At 67.9% G+C, this 20,493-nt stretch carries 15 protein-coding genes; 6 read left to right on the forward strand and 9 right to left on the reverse strand.

Going from position 1 to position 20,493, the window contains the following annotated elements; all coding sequences use genetic code 11:
• Window positions 1–111: 111 nt before the first annotated feature.
• Window positions 112–1,896, reverse strand: coding sequence for an AMP-dependent synthetase/ligase (locus C8J46_RS08960; RefSeq protein ID WP_132737698.1), 1,785 nt, complete (start codon window positions 1,894–1,896; stop codon window positions 112–114).
• A 134-nt stretch (window positions 1,897–2,030) separates the two neighbouring features.
• Complete coding sequence (gene trmB, locus C8J46_RS08965; RefSeq protein ID WP_132737701.1) at window positions 2,031–2,711, reverse strand: tRNA (guanosine(46)-N7)-methyltransferase TrmB; 681 nt, start codon at window positions 2,709–2,711, stop codon at window positions 2,031–2,033.
• A 162-nt stretch (window positions 2,712–2,873) separates the two neighbouring features.
• Here trmB and C8J46_RS08970 point away from each other — a divergent pair, with 162 nt between their 5' ends.
• A complete protein-coding gene (locus C8J46_RS08970) occupies window positions 2,874–3,155 on the forward strand; it encodes a hypothetical protein (protein WP_132737704.1) in 282 nt (93 codons plus the stop codon).
• Here C8J46_RS08970 and C8J46_RS08975 read toward each other — a convergent pair.
• From C8J46_RS08975 to C8J46_RS08990, 4 genes are all read right to left on the reverse strand, one after another.
• Window positions 3,152–3,421 (reverse strand): hypothetical protein, encoded by a 270-nt coding sequence (locus tag C8J46_RS08975; RefSeq protein WP_132737707.1) that lies wholly within the window; start codon window positions 3,419–3,421, stop codon window positions 3,152–3,154. The two genes, C8J46_RS08970 and C8J46_RS08975, sit on opposite strands and share 4 nt — an antisense overlap.
• Before the next feature lie 54 nt (window positions 3,422–3,475).
• Window positions 3,476–4,336, reverse strand: a complete 861-nt coding sequence (locus C8J46_RS08980) for a helix-turn-helix domain-containing protein (protein WP_165886496.1) — start codon at window positions 4,334–4,336, stop codon at window positions 3,476–3,478.
• A gap of 199 nt (window positions 4,337–4,535) precedes the next feature.
• Window positions 4,536–5,126, reverse strand: a complete 591-nt coding sequence (locus tag C8J46_RS08985; RefSeq protein WP_132737713.1) for a response regulator — start codon at window positions 5,124–5,126, stop codon at window positions 4,536–4,538.
• Complete coding sequence (locus tag C8J46_RS08990; RefSeq protein ID WP_243643292.1) at window positions 5,123–6,787, reverse strand: ATP-binding protein; 1,665 nt, start codon at window positions 6,785–6,787, stop codon at window positions 5,123–5,125. Before C8J46_RS08990 ends, C8J46_RS08985 begins: the two co-directional genes overlap by 4 nt.
• 180 nt (window positions 6,788–6,967) lie before the next feature.
• On the opposite strand from C8J46_RS08990, the gene C8J46_RS08995 reads away from it, so the two are divergent.
• The 4 genes from C8J46_RS08995 to C8J46_RS09010 all read left to right on the forward strand — a co-directional run bounded on the left by C8J46_RS08995 (window position 6,968) and on the right by C8J46_RS09010 (window position 11,793).
• Window positions 6,968–7,774 (forward strand): hypothetical protein, encoded by an 807-nt coding sequence (locus C8J46_RS08995; protein WP_132737715.1) that lies wholly within the window; start codon window positions 6,968–6,970, stop codon window positions 7,772–7,774.
• A 150-nt stretch (window positions 7,775–7,924) separates the two neighbouring features.
• A complete protein-coding gene (locus tag C8J46_RS09000; RefSeq protein WP_132737718.1) occupies window positions 7,925–8,437 on the forward strand; it encodes a sigma-70 family RNA polymerase sigma factor in 513 nt (170 codons plus the stop codon).
• 51 nt (window positions 8,438–8,488) lie between these two features.
• Window positions 8,489–9,421 carry a FecR domain-containing protein gene (locus C8J46_RS09005; protein ID WP_165886497.1) on the forward strand — a complete coding sequence of 311 codons (933 nt, stop codon included), beginning with the start codon at window positions 8,489–8,491 and terminating at the stop codon, window positions 9,419–9,421.
• A gap of 2 nt (window positions 9,422–9,423) precedes the next feature.
• Window positions 9,424–11,793 (forward strand): TonB-dependent receptor, encoded by a 2,370-nt coding sequence (locus C8J46_RS09010; RefSeq protein WP_132737724.1) that lies wholly within the window; start codon window positions 9,424–9,426, stop codon window positions 11,791–11,793.
• Window positions 11,794–11,935: 142 nt separating this feature from the next.
• Here the strand turns inward: C8J46_RS09010 and C8J46_RS09015 are convergent, their stop codons facing one another.
• On the reverse strand, window positions 11,936–12,421 hold the full coding sequence (locus tag C8J46_RS09015) for a hypothetical protein (protein WP_132737727.1): 486 nt from the start codon (window positions 12,419–12,421) through the stop codon (window positions 11,936–11,938).
• Window positions 12,422–12,557: 136 nt separating this feature from the next.
• On the opposite strand from C8J46_RS09015, the gene C8J46_RS09020 reads away from it, so the two are divergent.
• On the forward strand, window positions 12,558–15,764 hold the full coding sequence (locus tag C8J46_RS09020) for an autotransporter outer membrane beta-barrel domain-containing protein (protein ID WP_132737730.1): 3,207 nt from the start codon (window positions 12,558–12,560) through the stop codon (window positions 15,762–15,764).
• Between the two features lie 113 nt (window positions 15,765–15,877).
• Here C8J46_RS09020 and C8J46_RS09025 read toward each other — a convergent pair whose 3' ends face one another.
• Both C8J46_RS09025 and C8J46_RS09030 read right to left on the reverse strand, forming a co-directional pair.
• Window positions 15,878–17,278, reverse strand: a complete 1,401-nt coding sequence (locus C8J46_RS09025) for an efflux transporter outer membrane subunit (protein ID WP_132737733.1) — start codon at window positions 17,276–17,278, stop codon at window positions 15,878–15,880.
• Window positions 17,279–17,288: 10 nt separating this feature from the next.
• On the reverse strand, window positions 17,289–20,465 hold the full coding sequence (locus tag C8J46_RS09030) for a multidrug efflux RND transporter permease subunit (RefSeq protein ID WP_132737736.1): 3,177 nt from the start codon (window positions 20,463–20,465) through the stop codon (window positions 17,289–17,291).
• Between the last annotated feature and the right edge of the window lie 28 nt (window positions 20,466–20,493).

Below are 20,493 nucleotides of genomic sequence, written 5' to 3' on the forward strand. Positions count from 1 at the left end.
CTTGGCGACGGAAGGGTGAGGGGCTTTGGCGGAGGCGTTGCGAGCCTCACGCCCCTCACCCTCCCACGCGCAAGGGCGCGCGGGCCCCTCCCTCTCCCCGTGGGGAGAGGGTTATTTGTAGAGCGCGTCCAACCTCTCGCCGTAGGCCTGTTTCAGGACGTGGCGGCGGATCTTCAGGCTGGGGGTCAGCTGCTCGTTCTCGATCGTGAACGGGCCATCCGCGAGCACGAACCGCCGCACCCGCTCTGTCACCGTCAGGTCCGCGTTCACCCGCTCGACCGCATGCCCGATCGCCGTCCTGAACTCGCTGTTCTCCGCCAGACGCGCGAAGCTGCACGCGTCGCCGTTGCCCGCGCACCATTCCTGCGTCCATTCCGGGTCGGGCACGATCAGCGCGACCATGTACGGGCGCTTGTCCCCAGCGATCATCGCCTGCGCGATCTCGGGCTGTAGCGTCAGCATCCCCTCGACCTTTTGCGGGGCGACGTTCTCGCCCTTGTCGTTAATGATCAGGTCCTTCTTGCGGTCAGTGATCCGGATCCGGCCGCGGTCGTCGATCTCGCCGATGTCGCCGGTGTGGAGCCAGCCGTCCTTGAGCACTTTCGCGGTCTCGGCATCGTTGCGCCAATAGCCGTGCATGACGAGTTCGCCGCGCACTAGAATCTCGCCGTCCTCGGCGATCCGGACCTCGGTGTCGTTGAGCGGCGGCCCGACCGAGTCCATCCGCACGCCGGCCTTGGGGCGGTTGCAGGAGATGACGGGGGCGGCTTCGGTCTGACCATAGCCTTGCAGGAAGGTGAGGCCGAGCGCTTCGAAGAACAGCCCGACCTCGGGGTTGAGCGGTGCGCCGCCCGAGATCATCGCCTTCAGCCGGCCACCGAACTTCTTCGAGATCTTCGGCTTGAAGAGCGTGGCGACGGCGGCCTGCATCGGGCGGTCGATCAGGCGGAGGCGGCCGGCGTAGCGCTTGCCGCCGATGTCGAGGGCCTGGCGCAGCAGGTAGGCGGAGGCGCCGCCCTGTTTCTCGATCGTCTTGGAGATGCGCGTGCGGAGGACTTCGAACAGGCGGGGGACGACGAACATGATCGTCGGGCGCGTTTCCTCGATGTTCGCGGCGAGCTTTTCCAGGCCCTCGGCGTAATAGATCTGGCCGCCGAGCGAGATCGGGAAATGCTGGCCGCCCGTATGCTCGTACGCGTGGCTCAAGGGCAGAAACGAGAGGAAGACCTCGTCGTCCCAGCCGAAATCCTCCGAGATGACCGATGCGCAGCCAGCGCAATTGTGGAGGATCGCGCCGTGATGCTGCATGACGCCGCGTGGCGCGCCGCCGGTACCGCTCGTGTAGATGATGCAGGCGAGGTCTTCGCGTTCGAAGTCGGCGCGGGCGGCGGCGGTCTCGGGAGCGGTCTGGTGCGCGGCGATCAGCGCGTGCCAGTTGTGGAAGTCGATCCCGGCGGGGACCTTCATGTCCTCCAGCCCGATGACGGTCTGCGCCTGGTTCGACCGGATCACCGCGGGGAGCAACGTCCTGGCCAGCTTGGCGGTCGAGACGATGATCGCGCAGGCGCCGGCGTTCTCGATGATGTGAAGGTGATCGCGCTCGGTGTTGGTGACGTAGGTCGGCACGGTGATGCACCCTGCCGCCATGATCGCGAGGTCGCTGAGGCACCATTCCGGCCGGTTCTCGCTGACCAGCATGACGCGGTCGCCGCGCTTCAGGCCGATTGCGGTGAGTGCGGTGGCGAGGGCAGCGACCTGCCGCGCGGCGTCGGCCCAACTGGTGGAGACCCATGCGCCGCTCGTCTTGGTCCACAGGAACGGCGCATCGCCCTTCTCCGCAGCGCGCGCGAAGAACATCGCGACGAGGTTCGGGAATCGTTCGAGCTGACGGGCCATGATCTCTCCCTGGGCGCAGCGGGAGCCGACGCGCCTCGTTGCGCCCCTTGTAGGCGAGAAGCTTCGCGCCGGACAATCACCGACACCGTCGATCCCGTCCGGCGCTTCAGATGCCCGCTAGGCCCCGTGCGCGGTCAGACCCGGACGTACCGGAAATACCAGACCTCGTGGCCTTGGCGCCGCGCCTTCCGCTCGTACCGCGTTTCGGGCCAATCGTCGGGACGCGTCAGGAAATCGTGCGGCGTCTCTGCCTGCCAGACGAAATCGCGCCGCGCGTTCATGATCATCATCGACCAGCGGCAATAGGTCGGATCGTCGGTGCCGAGCCGGAATTCGGCACCGGGCTTCAGCTTGGCGGCGATCGTGTCGAGCGGACCATGGTTGACCATGCGACGCTTGGCGTGGCGCGCCTTCCGCCACGGATCGGGATGGAGCAGGTACAGCCGGTCGAGGCTGGCATCGGGCAACCGCTCGATCACTTCGAGCGCATCGCCCATGTACAGCCGCACATTGGTCAATTCGCCGTCGCGGATGTGCGAGAGCGCACCGACGACGCCATTGAGGAACGGTTCGCAGCCGATGAACCCGATCTCGGGATTGGCCGCGGCCTGGCCGGCAAGATGCTCACCTGCACCGAAGCCGATTTCGACATGCAGCGGACGGTCTTCGCCGAACAGCATCGCGGCGGTGATCGGGCCCTCTTCGGGCACCGACAGGTCGGCGAGCGTTTCCTCGACGAGCGCGGCCTGGCCGAGGCGGAGCTTATGGCCTTGGCGTCGGCCGTACAGGCGGCGGATAATGGAAGGATCGGTCATCGCCGCGCGCTCTAGCGATCTGCGTGCCGCGCGCAAAGCGCCGTACGCGTGTTTCCGCTCCGATAGCGCCTGCCGCCCTGCGCGAGGTTGCGGTTTCGACGCTGCGGAATTTGCGCGACCGGACTCTGGCGTTGCCGCGATGCTTGCCGTACCGGATGACGGATGGGCGATCTGGATAGGCTGGTTCCATCGGGAATCATCGAACAATGGGTCTATCATCTGCGTCGCCAGCGTGCGCGGGCGGCAGATGCGATCTGGTTGATAGATCAGGGTTTTACTCTGCACGATGGGCATGGCGGCATGCCGCAGCACGATGCCACGGCGCGATGGCGGGCTGAGCAGGAGACCGTGGTCGAGGAAGTGACCGCGTTGCTAGCGCTGTACGACGGAATCAATCTCGGAAAGATCGATGCCGACGCGACGTCGGACCATCTTTCGAGTTAATTGCTGTAACTTTGCCGCATGAGCCACCCCGTGACCTGCAGCGACGAGCTTTGGGGCATCTCCGGGTCGGTCATCGCCACGACGAACTCTGCCGACGCCATCATCTGGAGATGCTGATCGGCGAGTAGGAGATGTGCTGCGCGCGCCGCCTCGGTCTTCGAGCGCTGCGCAAGCAGCTTCTCCTGAACCGCGCGGTCGCGGTGGTAGGCGACCCGATCCTGCCACGCTTCGGCCGTGGTCGGAGGGTCCGACCGTTCACTGGTCATGCTCGTGTCCTCGTCGTTGGACGTTGATCTGGATCATCAATCCCAGCCTTCGCGCTACCGGTAATCCGGGCGGTCGGATGCCGACTTGCCATGAGCCGAGGCATCGATGCGGCGAAGATAGCGCCGCGGCGTGGTCCCCAAAAACCGGTTGGCATCCCGGAGGAAGTGCGATGCATCGAAATACCCAAAATTCGTGATCGTCGCGAAGTCCATTCCGGCCTCCTGAAACCGCTCCAGCGCGGCGATAAAGCGACGCCGCATCAACAGCGTCTTGGGGGGGAAGCCAAACCAGCGCAGCGCAATCCGGCGAAGATTATGCGGCGAGGTCGACAGATGATCGGCGGCCGTCGCTGCATCGTCGACGTCCCCTGCGTCGATCAACGCCGTCAGCTGCGCGATCAGTGCGACGGTCGTGCCATCGAGCGGCGCGATGCCGCGTGCGACCACCGCATCTGCGAGACGCGCTATCGTCCTGCCAGCGATGTCGCCCTTGTTCGTATCGGCGACGTCGTCGAGGCACGTGATCCCCAGGTCGGCCGCGCCGAGGATCCGATCGGCCACCGTTGCGGCGACAACGGGCGTCAGCCGCGACCAGTCGAGCGGACTCAGCGGGATTTCGACCGGCGCCTTGCCATCGATCTGCAACGCGACCGGACGACTCGACGGACCGACGATGGCGACATCGGGCAGCCGATCATAATACCGGTTGCGGATCCGTGCCGAGACCCGCGTCCCTTCCGGGATCACCAGCATCCGCGCGGTTCCGGGCAGGCGCGAGACATCGAACGCACCCGTCGGGCGGTGCCGCACGTTGCCGAGCGCATCGATCCGCGACCGCAATTCGCCCTCCACCGAGCGTGTTGTCATCATCACCCCGTCGACGGCCGTCGTCGAGCGCATCGGAAAAACCAGCATCGTCACATCCCATTCTCGGGTGTGCACGACCAGCGTCGACCACTCCCTGCCAAGGCCAACACTTGATCGAGATTGTACAATGGCGAAATGTCCACGGGTCTCAAATGTGAGACGGGGAGACATGATCGGGTCATCGTAAATCCAGAGTTTTCGGGCGTTTGGCGTAGCGACCCGCTGTCGAACGGGGCCATCCCAGCGCTCACGAAACGAGCGCGATCAATTGCGCCAATCCGTTGGTGCCGGTCTTGGTGACGATCGCGGCGCGGTGGTTCTCGATCGTCTTGATGCTGAGTCCCAGCGCGCCCGCGATCGCCTTGTTGCTATGGCCGCGCACCAGCATGTCGAACACCTGGCGCTCGCGCGTCGTCAGCAACGCGGTACGGCGTGACAGCAGGCGGCGGCTGTTCGACCATGCCACGCCTTCGGCAACCGCGGTCAGCAGGCGATCCTCGTCGATCGGCTTTTCGAGATAGTCGAGCCCGCCATAGCGGCGGACGCTGTCGACCGCGTTGGCGGTGGTCGGCCACGCCGTCATGAACACCAGCGCGACATCCGGATCGAGCTCGCGGACCGCATCGGCAAAGGTGAAGCCATCCATGTCGCCCATCATCACGTCGGAGATGATGCAGGCGGCAGGGTCGCGGGGATAATCGTGCAGCAACGCGATCGGCTCGACGAACGCGCGGGCGGCGTGGCCATGCCGGGCGAGCAGCCGCGCGACGCTGGCCCCCAGATCGGCGTCGTCGTCGAGCACGTACACCGCCGTCGGTCTGGAAGCGATCGAGGTCATGCGGCGTCTCCGGCGAGCGTGCCAACCAGCGGGAGCGTGACGACATGCGCGATCCGCGCCAGTCCACGATCGGCGCGGGACAGCGTGCCGCCATGCGCCTCGACGATCGCCTTCGCCACGAGCGAGCCGACGCCCATGCCCTCATGGACGAGGGGGTGATCGGCACAATGATTGACCACGGCGATCGCAATCCGTTCGTCACGGCGGGTCACCGCGATCTCGACTACGCCGTCGTCGGTAGCCTGCACGGCGTTGCGAACCAGATTGACGAGCGCCTGCGCGATTTCGATCTCCTGCGCCAGCACGGTCCACTCGGGATCGACGGGTGCGACCCGGATCGCGACACCCGCGACGCTTGCCTCGGGCCGGGTCAGCGCCGTGACGGTGTCGAGCAGGGTCCCGATCGGCAACAGCGACGGCTCGTCGACCGCGCGACCGCCGAACCGGCGCAGTCGGCGGACCAGCGTCGACAGCGTCGCGGTCTTGCGTTCGATGAGCCGCGCCGTCTCGGCGATATCGGGATCGGCGTTGCCGCTGATCTCGACCAAATGGCGCGCCTCGATCGCGAGCGTGGACAGCGGTTGGCTGATCTCGTGGATGACCGCGACCGACATCGCCCGCAGCGTCTTGAGCCGTTCGGCCTGGAACAGCATCCGGTCGCGCCGAGCCACCGCAGCAAGCGCGCGCGCTTCGGCATCGGCGAAGCTGCCCGCGAGATACCCGACCACGGCTACCGCGGCGAGGCTCATATGGAGCGCGAGTCGTTGGTCGACGGCCATCGCGCCGGTCGTTTCGGGCAGGACGAGAATCGCGGTGACGACGATCGCGGCCCACGCCGCGGCGCGGCCGAACCGCAGCCCGATCCAGGCGATCGCCAGCAATACCGGCGTCGCCGGGATGCCGAGGCCGATCGTCGCCAGCGTTCCGACTAGCCCGAGCGACACGCCGAGCACCAGCACGGCTTCCGCAATATGCCGGTGCGACGGAAACATTGCAGGCATCGCGGTCCTGCCGCTCGACAGATCGGCGATCCAGAGCAGCGGCGGCGCGATCAGCAGGACGCCGAGCATGTCGCCGACCGCAAATCCGGTCAACGACGCGATCACATCGCGGACATTGGCGACGTTCGTGATGTCGGGCCGCATGATCGACCAGGGCAGCGCGAACGCGACGGCGGCCAGGGGCGCCAGAACGGAGGCGAGTCCGAGCGGCATCGGCGCGGTCGCCAGGCTACCGGTGGCGCCATCGGCAACCCGGCGCACCACAGCGACCGCGATGCCGTATGCGAGAACGGGGCTGGCGACACCGATTATACCGCGTGGCCATTCGGGTTGCGTGAACACGACGACCCCGGTCAGGCACTGGACGATGATCTCGGTGATCGCCGCGGCCGGTGCGAGACGCGCGCCGAACCGCCAGAACAAGGCGAGGCGAACCCCGGCAGCCGGAAACCAGAGCGAATAATAGCCAACCCCGCCCCACAGGACCGCCAGCCGGTGCAGCGCGACGAAGATGACGCCGTATCCTGCCAGCACCAGCCATTCGCGCTCGCGCGGCAACCAGCGTGCCCAACCGTCGCGCGACGGCGCCAGTGCTGCGACCTCGGCAGCATCGGCGCGCTCGGCGGCACGATCGGCGGCGGAAAGGGGAACGGAAGCCATCCCCGCCTCGATACCGCGAACCACGCCGGGCAGAAGTAGGGAAATACCCGGACAGGAGGCCGCCAGCATGACCGGAGGCTGTGTATCGGGGGTATTTCCCGGACTGACGCCGCTGTGCCGCCGCGCTTACCGACGGGGTCCCATCCAGTGTCCGGGAAATGCGATGTCGGCCCACGCACGATGAACTATTACCATAATATCGAGGGTGAACAGATCAGCCCGATGGTCCTGCCGACGATCTCGATCCGCGGCGACGACCTGCTCGGACTGCGGACCGTGAGTACGCCCGGCACGCATGCGCTGGCAAACCTGCGCGTCGACTACCGGCCCACCGACGCCGGCCAGCGGGCGATCGCGCGCGACGGGCATAGCGGGCCGGGGATCTATGCCTGTTTCTGGGACCGGGAGCTTTTCTATATCGGCACGTTTGCCGGTATCGGCCGACCGACCAATGGCAACGTCGCCCGTGACCGCTGGACCAAGCATATCGCGGGAATGAGCTTTCGCGGTCACGGCGTCACGATCGGCGAACGGGCGCTCAACCAGATTGGCGACGACGCGCCGTCCCGCCTCGGCGACCTGCTGTTGGCGGCGGATCGCGCGCGCCTATCGAAGACGGCCGGCGCCCTGCAAATGCACTATGAAAAGTTCCGCTTTGCGGCGCGGCACTGGGACGACTTTGCGCTACTCGACGAAGCGATGCTGGCGCGGTTCGCCTTCGTGTATTTGCGGCCATCGCTGCACGGTCGGCTGGCGGGGATGGACAAGGCTACGCTCGATCCGCACCTCCGCGCGATGGAGCGCGGGATCGTCGCGTTGCTCGATCCACCCTGCAACTGTGGATCGCTCAATCAGGACGGGGCGCCTGGCCCCGGTATCGCCAACACCGCAGAGGCGATGCGACAGGTCATGGATGCGCACCTGGGCGCGGTGCAGAGCGATCATCCGGAATATCGGTTGATGCCGCGCGGATCGCGTAGGATCTAGCCGCTTAACCGGATTTGGGCGGCTCTCGGTGCCTTGCCTCGCAGGTGCGACAGGTCGTGCTCATTGTACGTCCGAGGCAAGCGCGGTACGTCCCGCCGGGAACACGGTGCCGTCGAGCGCCGATCGGCGGCCTAACGACACGGGCGAAACATGGATTCCTCGGGCCTTGAGGCCGTTTTTCTCGCAAACCGCGACGCGCTGCTGCGGTTTATCCGCTCGCTCGGCGCGGCCGATGCGGCCGAGGATCTGCTGCACGAGCTGTGGGTGCGGATCCAGACGGCGCCGAGCGGGCCGATCGCATCGCCGCTCTCATATCTGTACCGGATGGCGAACAACCTGATGCTCGATCGCCACCGCGCGGCGCGGCAGGCGGAGAAGCGTGATCGGGCGTGGACCGAGGCGACGGGTGGCCCCTCGCTCGATCGGTCCGAGGAGCCGTCAGCCGAACGCGTCGTGATCGCGCGCCAAGAGGCGGCGCTTGCGGAGGCGGCGTTGCAGTCGGTCGGCGACCGGGCCGCGCGGATCTTCCGGCGGCACAGGATCGACGGGGTCGAGCAACGCGCGGTCGCCGCGGAGTTCGGGGTGAGCCTCAGCACCGTCGAGGGCGACCTCCGGAAAGCCTACCGCGCGATGATCGATGCAAAGCGGCGCTATGACTCGTGAATCTTCAAGGGCGTACGCGATCGCCTCCGTCTTCGGCTATAGGAGGCCATGATGGCGGAGCATGACGATATCGACGCACGCGCGCTGGACTTGGCGGCGCTGGACTGGGTCGTCCGGACCGGCAGCGATGCGTTCGACGACTGGCCGGCGTTTCAGGCGTGGCTGGAAGCGGACCCGCGTCATGCGGCAGCGTATCATACGATATCGGCCGATCTTGAGGATATGGCGGCCGCCGTACCGCCCATGCAGCCCGCGCCGGTCGTCGTGACGGCCGCGCGCCGCCGCTGGCCGGTCTGGGCCGGCGGGGCGATCGCGGCGTCTTTGGCGCTCGTCGTCGGCTATGAAGCGACCCAGACGAGGGCGCACCCCTATGCGGTCGAGACGGCGGCGGGGGCGATGCGGACGGTGCGCCTCGCTGACGGCAGCAGCATCGCGATGGGCGGTGCGACGCGGTTGATGCTCGATCGCGACGACCCGCGGATCGCGACGCTGGAGCGCGGCGAGGCGATGTTCGTGGTCCGGCACGACGATAGCGATCCGTTCGAGGTAAGCGTCGGCGGCGCGCGGCTGGTCGACGTCGGTACCGCGTTCGACGTGAAGTTCGCACTAGGCGAGACGCGCGTCGCCGTGTCGGAGGGCGCGGTCGATTACAATCCGGGGCGCGAAGGCATCCGGCTCGTAAAGGGGCAGGGGCTGGTCGTGCGCAACGGCACGGCGACCGTGACAGCCGTCGATGTGGCCAGCGTCGGATCGTGGCGCGACAGCGTGCTGGCCTATGAAGGCGCGACGCTGGCGGAGGTGGCGGACGACCTGTCGCGCGCGCTGGGCGTCGACCTGCGCGCCGACCCGACTGTGGCGAAGCGGCCGTTCAGCGGCAGCATCGCGACCGCCAAGCTGGCGGGCGATCCCCGGCTCGCCGCGCCGCTGCTGGGTGTCGCGATCCGCAAGACCGGCGGTCACTGGGTGATGTCCACGCGCTCGTGAGGATGCGCGGATGTCTGGTCGTCGCGGCGCTCGTCGTCGCCGCTCCTGCGCAGGCGGGCCCTCTGACTATCAGAGCGCCGGCGGTCGATTTGCCGGCGGGGCGGCTTGGGGATGCAGTGCTGGCGCTTGGGCGGCAGTCGGGGACGAGCATCGTCGTCGGCGATCCGGCGCTGTGGGCGCGGCGCGTGCCGGCGGTGCGTGGGCGAATGAGCGCGCGCGAGGCACTGGACCGGTTGGCGTCTGCGGTGAATGCGGATGTCGTCGCGGCGGGGCCGGTCGGGTGGCGGCTCGTGACGCGCGCGCCGCGTGTCGTGTCGGTCCGGGCGAAGAGGCCTAAAGTCATTCCGGTTGCCGCACCTGTGGCGGAAGGTGCGGACGTCGTCGTGACCGGCAGCAAGCGCGACGTCAGGTTGCGCGATTTTGCGGGGCAAGTGGCGTTGCTCGATGGCGTCGACCTCGCGCTCGGCGGCGCGGGCGGGACCGAGGCGATCCTGGCGCGGCTCGCGAGCGTGTCGTCGACGCATCTCGGTGCCGGCCGCAACAAGCTGTTCATCCGCGGCATCGCCGATTCGAGCTTCACCGGGCCGACCCAGACCACGGTGGGGCAATATTTCGGCGACCTGCGGCTGAGCTATAATGCCCCCGATCCCGATCTGCGCCTCTACGACATCGCGTCGGTCGAGGTGCTCGAAGGCCCGCAGGGCACGCTGTACGGCGCAGGCTCGCTCGGCGGGATCATCCGCACCGTGCCGAACGCGCCGGAACTGGGCGCGGTCTCCGCGTCGATCGCGGGCGGTCTCTCGGCGACATGGCACGGCGATCCGGGCGCAGATCTTGGGGCGACGCTGAACGTGCCGCTCGGCGAGCGCGTCGCACTGCGCGTCGTCGGCTACGGCGTGAGCGAGGGCGGCTATATCGACAATCCGGTGCTCGACCGGCGCGACGTCAACCGGACTCGGATCGGTGGCGGACGCGCAATGCTCCGGCTCGATGCGGGGAACGGCTGGACCGTCGATCTCGGCGGGATCGGGCAATGGACCAAAGGCGATGACAGCCAATATGCCGATCGCGACGCACCCGCGCTGACGCGGTCCAGCGCGATCGTGCAGGGCTTCTCCGCGGATTACATGATGGGGCAGGTCGTCGTATCGGGCGAGATCGGCGGGCTGAAGGTGAAATCCTCGACCGGGATCGTCCGCCAGACGCTGACCGAACGCTATGATGCGACATTGCCCGAAGGCGAGGCGCGCGTGTTCGCGCAACGCAACGCGACGAGCCTGATCGCGAACGAGACGCGGGTATGGCGGCCGGTGCGGAACGGCTTCGGCTGGGTGGTCGGCGGCAGTTTCACGCATAATCGGACTCGGCTGTCGCGCTCGCTCGGACCGATCGATGCGCCTGCGCCGGTGACGGGCGTGACCAACCGTATCGACGAGGCGACGCTGTACGGCGAGGCGAGCATGCAGCTGGTGCGCGGGCTGACCGCGACGGCGGGCGCGCGCGTCACACGGGCATCGCTGGCCGGGACTGGTGAGGACATCGCGCCGGCGCGGCTGGAGACGGTTGCGCTGGCCCGTGCGCGCGTGACCGCGGACCGGATCGAGACGAGCGTGCTGCCGTCCGCCTCGCTGATCGCCGCGGTGCTGCCGAAATTGTCGTTGTATGGGCGATATCAACAGGGATTCCGTCCGGGAGGCCTCGCGATCGAGAGCGATTTCGTGCGGCGGTTCGAGAATGATCGCGTGCGGACGCTGGAGAGCGGCGTGCGCTATGGGCTGGCAGGGGTCGACAGCGCGTATCTGTCGGCGAGCGTGTCGCACACGATCTGGCAGGATATCCAGGCGGACTTCATCGACGCGACCGGCCTGCCGAGTACCGCCAATATCGGCGACGGACGGATCTGGACGTTCAGCGCGACCGGCGGGTGGAAGCCGGTCGCGGGGCTGACGCTTGACGCGGGCTTCACCTACAATGACAGCCGCGTGACCGAACCCAGCGCCAATCTGTTCGTGGCGCTCGCGCGGATGAGCCAGGTGCCGAACATCGCGCGCTATGCGGGACGGCTGGGGGCGGATTACCGGCGCGATGTCGGCCGTGACCTGGAGCTGCGCGTCTATGGTTGGGCGCGCTATGTCGGTCGGTCGCGGCTGGGCGTGGGGCCCGTGCTCGGCGAGGAGCAGGGGGATTATCTCGATACCGCGCTGACCGCGCGGGTCGGACGAGCGTCGTTGGGGGTAACGCTCGGCGTAACGAACCTGACGGACAGCGTCGGCAACCGGTTTGCGCTGGGAACGCCGTTCCAAGTGGGTAGTGGCCAGATTACGCCACAGCGTCCGCGGACGGTGCGGATCGGGCTGGATGCGGCGTTCTGACGCTGCAATCCTCCCCCGCCAGGGGGAGGTGGCTGGCCCTTGCCAGACGGAGGGGGAGGTAACGATCACATCCGTTGCGCGTCCTCCCCCCCCTCCGTCTCGCTATGCGATCCACCTCCCCCTGGCGGGGGAGGATCAAAGCTCAGACCTTCGCCAGTGCGCGCTGGTCGGCAGGGAGCAGTGCGAGGGCCGTCTTGTAGCAATCCTCGACGTGCGAATTACCAACCAGCTTCATCGCGCCGAAGCTAATCGTCGCAGCCACCGCCGAGCCCGCAAACGGGATGAACTTCGCCATCGATCCGACCGCCACGCGGGCGCCGACGCGACGCAGCAGGGCGGCGACGATGCGCTTGGTCACCATCCGGCCGATCATCGTGTTGCCGAGACTCGACGCCATCACCAGCGCCTGCTGCGCGAGTTGCGGCTCCATCGTCTTCACCTGGTCGTGATCGAGGCCGAAGCGCTTGCTGATCTCGGGCAGCAGCTTGGTGAGCAGGCCGATGTCCGCGACGATATCCGCGCCGGGGATCGGCACGACCGCCGCGCCCGCCGACATCATCGAACGCGTCGTGACGAGACGCTTGCTGTCGTCGCGGATGCGGTCGAGTTCGGCGATAGTGGTGATCATGCTGGCAATTCCCTGAAATTATCGAGCCGATAACGCGCCGCCGCGATCCTGGTGCCGCGCGATAATGCACCGCAGTTCAAGGTTCGCGGACCACGCCTCCGTCCTCTCTTCGAAAACACATCGAAAAGGGTTCCGTATGCGTCGTCTCCTGTTGACCACCACCTGCCTGTTTGCCGTGACGACGGGCGCCCACGCGCAGACCGTCATCGACACCAAGCGGACCGATGCGGTGCGGACCTCGACGATCAAGGCAGGCGCAGCCGACAACCTCAAGATCGTCGCGGCCGGGTCGGTCACGCCGACCAGCGGCACCGCGGTGACCGTCGACAGCGTCAATTCGGTCGTCAACGAAGGCACGATCCAGGTCACCAACGCCGACGGTTCGACCGGCATCCTCGCCAATGCGGGCACCGGCGGCGGCATCACCAACGCCGCGGCGGGCAAGATCATCATCGACGAGAGCTATGCGGCCACCGACACCGACAAGGACGGCGATCTCGACGGCCCGTTCGCAGCAGGCACCGGGCGCACCGGGATCCGCACCGCCGGCGCGTATACCGGCGCGATCGTCAACAGCGGCGCGATCACGATCAAGGGCAACAACTCCGCGGGCATCTGGCTCGGCGGACCGCTGACCGGCGCGTTCACGCATGACGGCCAGACCTCGGTCACCGGCGACGGATCGACCGGCGTGCGGATCGCCGACGTCACTGGAAACGTCCGGCTCGCCGGCACGATCGCGGCGATCGGGCAAGGCGCAGTCGCCGCGCGTGTCGATGGCGACATCGCAGGCGCGCTCGTCGTCCAGGGCGCGCTGGGCTCGACCGGCTATCGGTCGGTCACCGCGCCCGTCGATACCAGCAAGCTCGACGCCGACGACCTGTTGCAGGGCGGCTCCGCGCTGATCGTCGCCGGCAACGTCTCGGGCGGGATCATCTTCGCCGTCCCGCCAAAGGATGCGAGCACCACCGATACCGACGAGGACAAGGACGGGCTGCTCGACAGCGCCGAAGGTTCGGCGGCGATCACCTCCTATGGCGCGGCGCCCGCGGTGCAGATCGGCTCGGCCACGCGTGCGGTCGCGATCGGTGCGGTGGCGGGCTCTGGCACCGGTTTCGGGCTGATCATCGACGGCGGGATCGCGGGGAGCGGCGTCTATGGCGGGGTCGAAGGCACCGGGCTAGCGATCGGCGGGCTCGGTGGCGTGGTGACGATCGCGGGCGGGATCGGCATCAACGGGACCGTGGCGGCTGCGGCGAACGGCGCGAGCGCGACCGCGTTGAAGCTCGGCAGCGGCGCGTCGACCGCTGAGATCCGCAACGCCGGCACGATCTCGGCAGCGGGCGGCGGCACGGCGGCATCGCGCTCGACCGCGGTCCTCGTCGACACCGGCGCCTCGGTCGCGACGATCCGCAACAGCGGCACGATCAAGGCCACCGCGCAAGCCGCCGACGGTACCGCGATCGGCATCCTCGACCGGTCGGGAACGGTGACGCTGGTGGAGAATAGCGGCGGGATCGGCGCAGCGGGTGCGCTCGCCACCTCGGAACGCAACGTCGCGATCGACCTGTCGGCGAACACCACCGGCACGATCGTCCGCCAGACCGCGGTCGCGACCGGTATCGCCGCGCCCGCGATCGTCGGCGACGTGCGCTTCGGCAGCGGCAATGACCTGTTCGACGTCGCCGACGGCACCGTCGCCGGCACCGCAAGGTTCGGCAGCGGCAACAACCGGCTGGCCCTGTCGGGCGACGCGACCTTCACCGGCGCCGCGGTGTTCGGCGCGGGCAACGACGCGCTGACGCTCGCCGGTACGTCGGTCTTCAGCGGCGCGGCGGACTTTGGCGGGGGTAGCGATACGCTGACGCTCGGCGGCACCGCGCGCTTCGCCGGCACGCTCGCCAATGCGCAAGGGCTTGCGGTTGCGGTCAATGGTGGCACGCTCGACATCACCAAGGCTGCGTCGATCGCCTCGCTGGCGGTGACCGGCGGCGGCGTCCTGGCGGTAACGCTCGACAAGACCGGGGGCACCGGCACGATGATCCAGGTCGCCGGCACCGCGTCGTTCGACAAGGACTCGAAGCTCGCGCTGAAGCTCACAAGCGTTGTCGCTGCGGAGGGGCGTTACGTCGTGCTGCGCGCCGGCACGCTGACGGGGGCGGCCAATCTGACCGCGACGACGACCGCCTTGCCGTTCCTCTACAAGGGCAGCATCGCGACCAATACGGGCAACGACCTGACCGTAGACGTGCTGCGCAAATCGTCGACCGAACTCGGTTTCAATCGCTCGCAGGCGTCGGCCTATGATGCGGTCTACAAGGCGCTCGGCAACGACGCGAAGGTCGGCGGCGCGTTCCTCACCATCACCGATGGCGACGCATTCCGGGGCTCGGTCCGCCAGATGCTGCCCGAGCATGCCGGCGGCACGTTCGAGGCGGTCACGATGGGCTCGCGCGCGACCGCCCGCGTGCTTGCCGACCCGCACGGCCCGTTCAAGGACGAAGGCAAATGGGGCTATTGGGTTACGCAGGTCGCGTGGGGCACGTCGAAGAGCATCGCCGACACCGCGGGCTATGACATCACCGGCTGGGGCGTTTCGGCAGGCGCGGAGTACAAGACCGGGGTGGGCAATTTCGGTACTTCGCTCGCGTATCTCAACGGCCAGGATGCCGATGACGGCACCGACAATGAAGTGCGGTCGAACCAATATGAGCTGGCCGGATATTGGCGCGGCCACTGGGGCGATCTTCAGACCAATGCGCGCGTTTCCGGGGCACGGATAGCGTTTGACGGCACCCGCCAGTTCAGCGGCGCGATCGGCAGCGAGGCGGTCGATCGGACGTCCAAGGGCGACTGGAACGGCACGCTATACTCCGCGTCGGGTGGCATGTCGTGGGACGGCGGCAAGGGTATCTTCGTGTTCCGCCCGGTGCTCGCGATCGACTATTACAAGCTCAAGGAGGACGGTTACAGCGAGACCGGTGGCGGCAAGGCGATCGACCTCGTGGTGCGCTCGCGTACGAGCGACGAGTTGGCGGTGACGGCCAGCACGGCGCTGGGGTTGAACTTCGGCGGATTGAGCCCGGACCAGGGCTGGTTCCGGGTCGAGGCCGAGGGCGGTCGTCGCGAACTGGTCGGTGGCGGGCTCGGGGCGACGACGGCGTCGTTCGAGGGCGGGCAGTCGTTCACGCTGACGCCGGAAGAGCGGACCAGCGGCTGGGTCGGCAAGCTGCGTGCGGTCGGCGGCAGCTCGGCGTTCCGGATGGGCGGCGAGTTCGGCGCGGAGCAGCAACAGGGCCGGGTGGCGCTGTCGCTGCGGGCGAGCCTGCAGATCGGGTTGTAGGGCACTTCTGCTCCCCTCCCCTTCAGGGGAGGGGTTGGGGGTGGGGCAGTTCCCCGCGTGAGCCGCCCCGTGGGGAAGCCCCACCCCAACCCTCCCCTGAAGGGGAGGGAGTTTCAGGTTCGCGTCTGCCAGCCACCGCCTAAGGCACGGAACAGGTCGACTTGGGCGCCGGCAATCCGCGCGTCCGCCGCGGCGAGGTCCGTGTCGGTGTCGGCCAGCGTACGTTCGGCGTCGAGGACATCGAGGAAATCGATTTGGCCTTCGCGCTGGCGGGCGCGGGTGATGCGCGCGGCCGTCGCGGCGTTGTCGTGTGCTGACTGGAGCTGCGTGCGGCGATCGAGTTCGCGGGCGTAGTTCGACAGCGCGGTCTCGGTTTCCTCGAGCGCGGTGAGGACGCTGCCGTCGAAATTGGCGAGCGCGCCGCGTGAGTCCGCCTCGGCACCGGCGATCCGCGCGCGGGCCGCCGACTGGTTGAGCGACCAGTTCAGCAGCGGCCCGAGCAGCCAGCGGATCGGCCCGCCGGTGAAGATGTCGCCGACGCTGAGTGCGGTCGAGCCGATCGAACCGCCGAGCGAGATCTGCGGATAGAGCTGCGAGGTCTGCACGCCGATCCGCGCGGTGGCGGCAGCGAGCCGGCGTTCGGCAGCGTGAACGTCGGGGCGGCGGGCTAGCAACATCGCACCGTCGCCGATCGGGATCGGCTGGTCGAGGCGGGGCGTGGTGGTGCGCGCGCCAGCGGTCGCGGGCAGGTCCTGCGGAGAGCGGCCGGTGAGCGTGGCGAGGCGGAACAGTGCGGCTTGTCGTTCGGCTTCGATCTGCGGGATGATGGCGGCGCGCTGGTCACGCAGGGCTGCGATCCGGACCTGGTCGAGGCGGGCTGCGCGACCCGCGTCGACGCGCTTGCCGGTCAGCGTATTCGACTTGTCGAGCAGGTCGACGATCCGCCGGGCGACGGCGAGGCGTTCGGCGGACGAGGCTGCGTCAACATAGGCGCGGGTGGTGGCGGCGACGATCGAGACGCGGACGGCGTCCGCATCGGCCTGCGCGGCGCCGACGTCACCGCGGGCGGCTTCGACGTTGCGGCGGACTCGGCCGGCGAGATCGACTTCGTAGCTGACGTCCAGGCCCACGTCATAGGTAGCGCGCTCGCGGTCGAGACCGGGCAGGTTCTGGAGTTGCGAGGTGCGCGCGTAATTGCCGCTCGCGCCCGCGTTCACTTGTGGCTCGCGGTCGGTCTTCGCGCCGCGCAACGACGCGCGGGCGCTGTCGAGGCGGGCGACTGCGACACGGAGGTCGGTGTTGGCCGCCAACGCATCCGCGACAAGGCTGTCGAGGACCGGGTCGCGGTACATCCGCCACCAGTCGTTGTCAGGCGCGGTCGTGACGGTGGCTGCGTTGGCGGTGACGAACGACGCCGCCGCTTTGGGTGGGGTGATCGGCGCGACATAGTCGGGGCCGGCGGCGCACGCGGCGAGCGTCAGCGCCGAGAGGCTCGCGAGGAGGGCGGACTTCATGATGCTGGTCCTATTCGGCTGGCTGAAGGGTCGGCTGGGCAGCTGGACGGCGGCGTTCGAACCGCAGCGCCAGCGCCCGTGCGACGACATAGAAGGTGGGGGTGAAGAGCAGCCCGAACCCGGTCACGCCGATCATCCCGAAGAACACCGCGGTGCCGAGCGCCTGGCGGAGTTCCGCACCGGCACCGGTCGCGATCACCAGCGGCACCGCGCCGAGGATGAACGCGAAGCTCGTCATCAGGATCGGCCGCAACCGGTCCTTCGCCGCGCGGACCGCGGCCTCGACCGGGGTGAGGCCGTCCTGTTCCTCGGCCTGCTTGGCGAACTCGACCACCAGGATCGCGTTCTTCGCCGCCAAGGCAATCAGCACGACCAGGCCGATCTGCGTGAGGACGTTGTTGTCCATGCCCCGCAGGTTCACGCCGGTCATTGCGGCCAACAGGCACATCGGCACGATCAGGATGATCGCGAGCGGCAATGTCAGGCTCTCGTACTGCGCGGCGAGCACGAGGAAGACGAACACCACCGCCATGCCGAAGACGAGCGCGGCGGTGCTGCCGGCGGCCTTTTGCTGGTAGGCGATGCCGGTCCATTCATGCGCGTAGCCGGCAGGGAGCGACGCATCGGCGAGCTTCTCCATCGCGACCAGCGACTGGCCCGAGGAATACCCCTTGGCGGTGTCGCCATCGACCTCGACCGCGGGGAAGAGGTTGTAGCGGACCACGCGGTACGGGCCGGTCTTGTCCTTGAACGTCGAGACCGAGCCGACCGGGACCATCTGGCCCGAGTTCGAGCGCGTCTTGAGGTTGGCGATGTCCGCGGTGGTGTTGCGGAACGGCGCGTCGGCCTGCGCGGTGACGCGGTAGGTGCGCCCCAGCAGGTTGAAGTCGTTGACGAATGCCGAGCCGAGATAGACCTGCAACGCCTCGAACACGCGCTCGGGTGGGACGCCGAGGAGGTTGGCCTTGGCGCGGTCGACGTCGGCGAAGATGCGCGGCGTGGCGGTGTCGAAGAACGTGTAGATCTGGGCGAGACCCTTGGTCTGGTTCGCCTGGCCGATCAGCGCGTAGCTCGTCTTGCCGAGGTCGGCGTAACCGTGGCCGCCCTGGTCTTGCACCATCAGGCGATAGCCGCCGGCCGAGCCGATACCCTGGATCAAGGGTGGCGGGACGATCAGCAGGCGCGCTTCGGTGATGTCTCCGGTCGCCTTCTGCGATTCCGCCATGATGCTGGCGAGCGTGACGCCGAGCTTCTTGCGTTCCTCGAAGCTCTTCAGCGGGATGTACGCGGCGGCCGAGTTGGGGGCGAGCGTCTGCGAGGGGCCGTCGAAGCCTGCGAGCATCACCGCGCCCTTGACGCCGGCGAGCGGCAGGATGCGTTTCGCGACCTTCTGCATGACCGCGTCGGTGCGCTCGACCGACGAGCCCGGCGGAAGCTGGATGACGGTCAGGAAGTAGCCTTGGTCCTGTGCGGGAACGAAGCCGGACGGCGTGATCGTGAATACGCCTACGGTGACCGCGATCAGTGCGGCATAGGCGATCATCATCCGCTTCGGTGCAGTGACTAGGCGCGCGGTGAGGCGGGCATAGCTCTCGCTCATTCGCTCGAACCCGCGGTTGAAGGCATCGCCGGCACGCCGCACGGTACGGGTCAGGCGGTTGCCGGAATCGGCAGGGGCGGTCGGCTTGAGCAGCATCGCGGCGAGCGCCGGCGACAGTGTCAGCGAGATCAACAGCGAGATGATCGTCGCGGTCGAGATCGTCACCGCGAACTGGCGGTAGAACGCGCCGGAGAGGCCGGTGAGGAACACGGTCGGGATGAACACCGCGCACAGCACGAGCACGATCGCGACGAGCGCACCCGAGACTTCGTCCATCGACGTACGCGCCGCCTCCAATGGGGAGAGTCCGTGCTCGAGGTTGCGCTCGACATTCTCGACCACGACGATCGCATCATCGACGACGATGCCGATCGCGAGGACGAGGCCGAACAGCGAGAGGTTGTTGAGGCTGTACCCGGCGGCGGCGAGCACCGCGAAGGTGCCGATCAGCGAGACCGGGATCGCCACGATCGGGATGATCGCCGCGCGCCATTTCTGCAGGAAAACGAGGATCACCAGTACCACGAGGACCATGGCCTCGAACAAGGTGTGCTTCACCGCGTCGATCGACTGGGCGATGAACTCGGTCGGGTTGTAGATGACCTTGTATTCGAGGCCCTTGGGGAAGCGCTTCGACATGCTCTCCATCTCGGCGGTGACGGCCTGCGCCGCGCCGAGTGCGTTCGAGCCGGGGCGCTGGAAGACCGCGGCGATGACCGTGGGCTTGCCGCTGAGATAGGTGTTGGCGCCGTAATCCTGCGCGCCGAGCTCGACGCGGGCGACGTCCGAGACGCGGACCTGGCGGCCTTGTGCGTCGGTGCGGATGACCACGTCGGCGAACTGCTTGGGATCGGTCAGGCGGCCCTGCGTCTCGACGTTGAGCTGGAACGCGCTGTTGCCCTTGTCATAGGGCGGCTGGCCGAGCGTGCCGGCGGCAACCTGGACGTTCTGCGCACGCAGCGCGGCGACGATCTCGCCGGCGGTGAGGTCTAGCGCGGCGGCGCGGCCGGGGTCGATCCAGATGCGCATCGAGTAATCGCGCGCGCCGAACAGCTGCACGTCGCCGACGCCGTCGATACGGCTGAGGCGATCGCGGACCTGGGTCAGCGCGTAGTTGGAGATATAGCCGCGATCGAGCGAGTTGTCGGGCGAGACGAGGTTCACCACCATCAGGAAGTCGGGCGACGTTTTCCGCGTGACGACGCCGAGACGCTGGACGTCTTCGGGCAGGCGCGGGACGGCAACCGCGACGCGGTTCTGGACGAGCACCTGCGCGGCATCGAGGTTGGTGCCGATCTTGAAGGTGACGGTGATCGTGACCTTGCCGTCACCGGTCGATTGCGACGACTGGTACAGCATGTTGTCGACGCCGTTGATCTCCTGCTCGATCGGCGCGGCGACGGTTTCGGCGACCGTCTCGGCGGAGGCGCCGGGATAGGTCGCGCTGACCGTGACGGTTGGGGGGACGATGTCGGGATATTGCGACACCGGCAGCGTCATGTAGGCGATCGCACCGACGATCGTGATGATCACCGCGATCACGCCCGCGAAGATCGGCCGGGTGATGAAGAAGCGCGAGAAGCGCATGGGAATTTCCTCGGTAGAGGGAGGCGGG

Source organism: Sphingomonas sp. PP-F2F-A104-K0414 (genome assembly GCF_004340945.1).
Taxonomy (GTDB): Bacteria; Pseudomonadota; Alphaproteobacteria; order Sphingomonadales; family Sphingomonadaceae; genus Sphingomonas.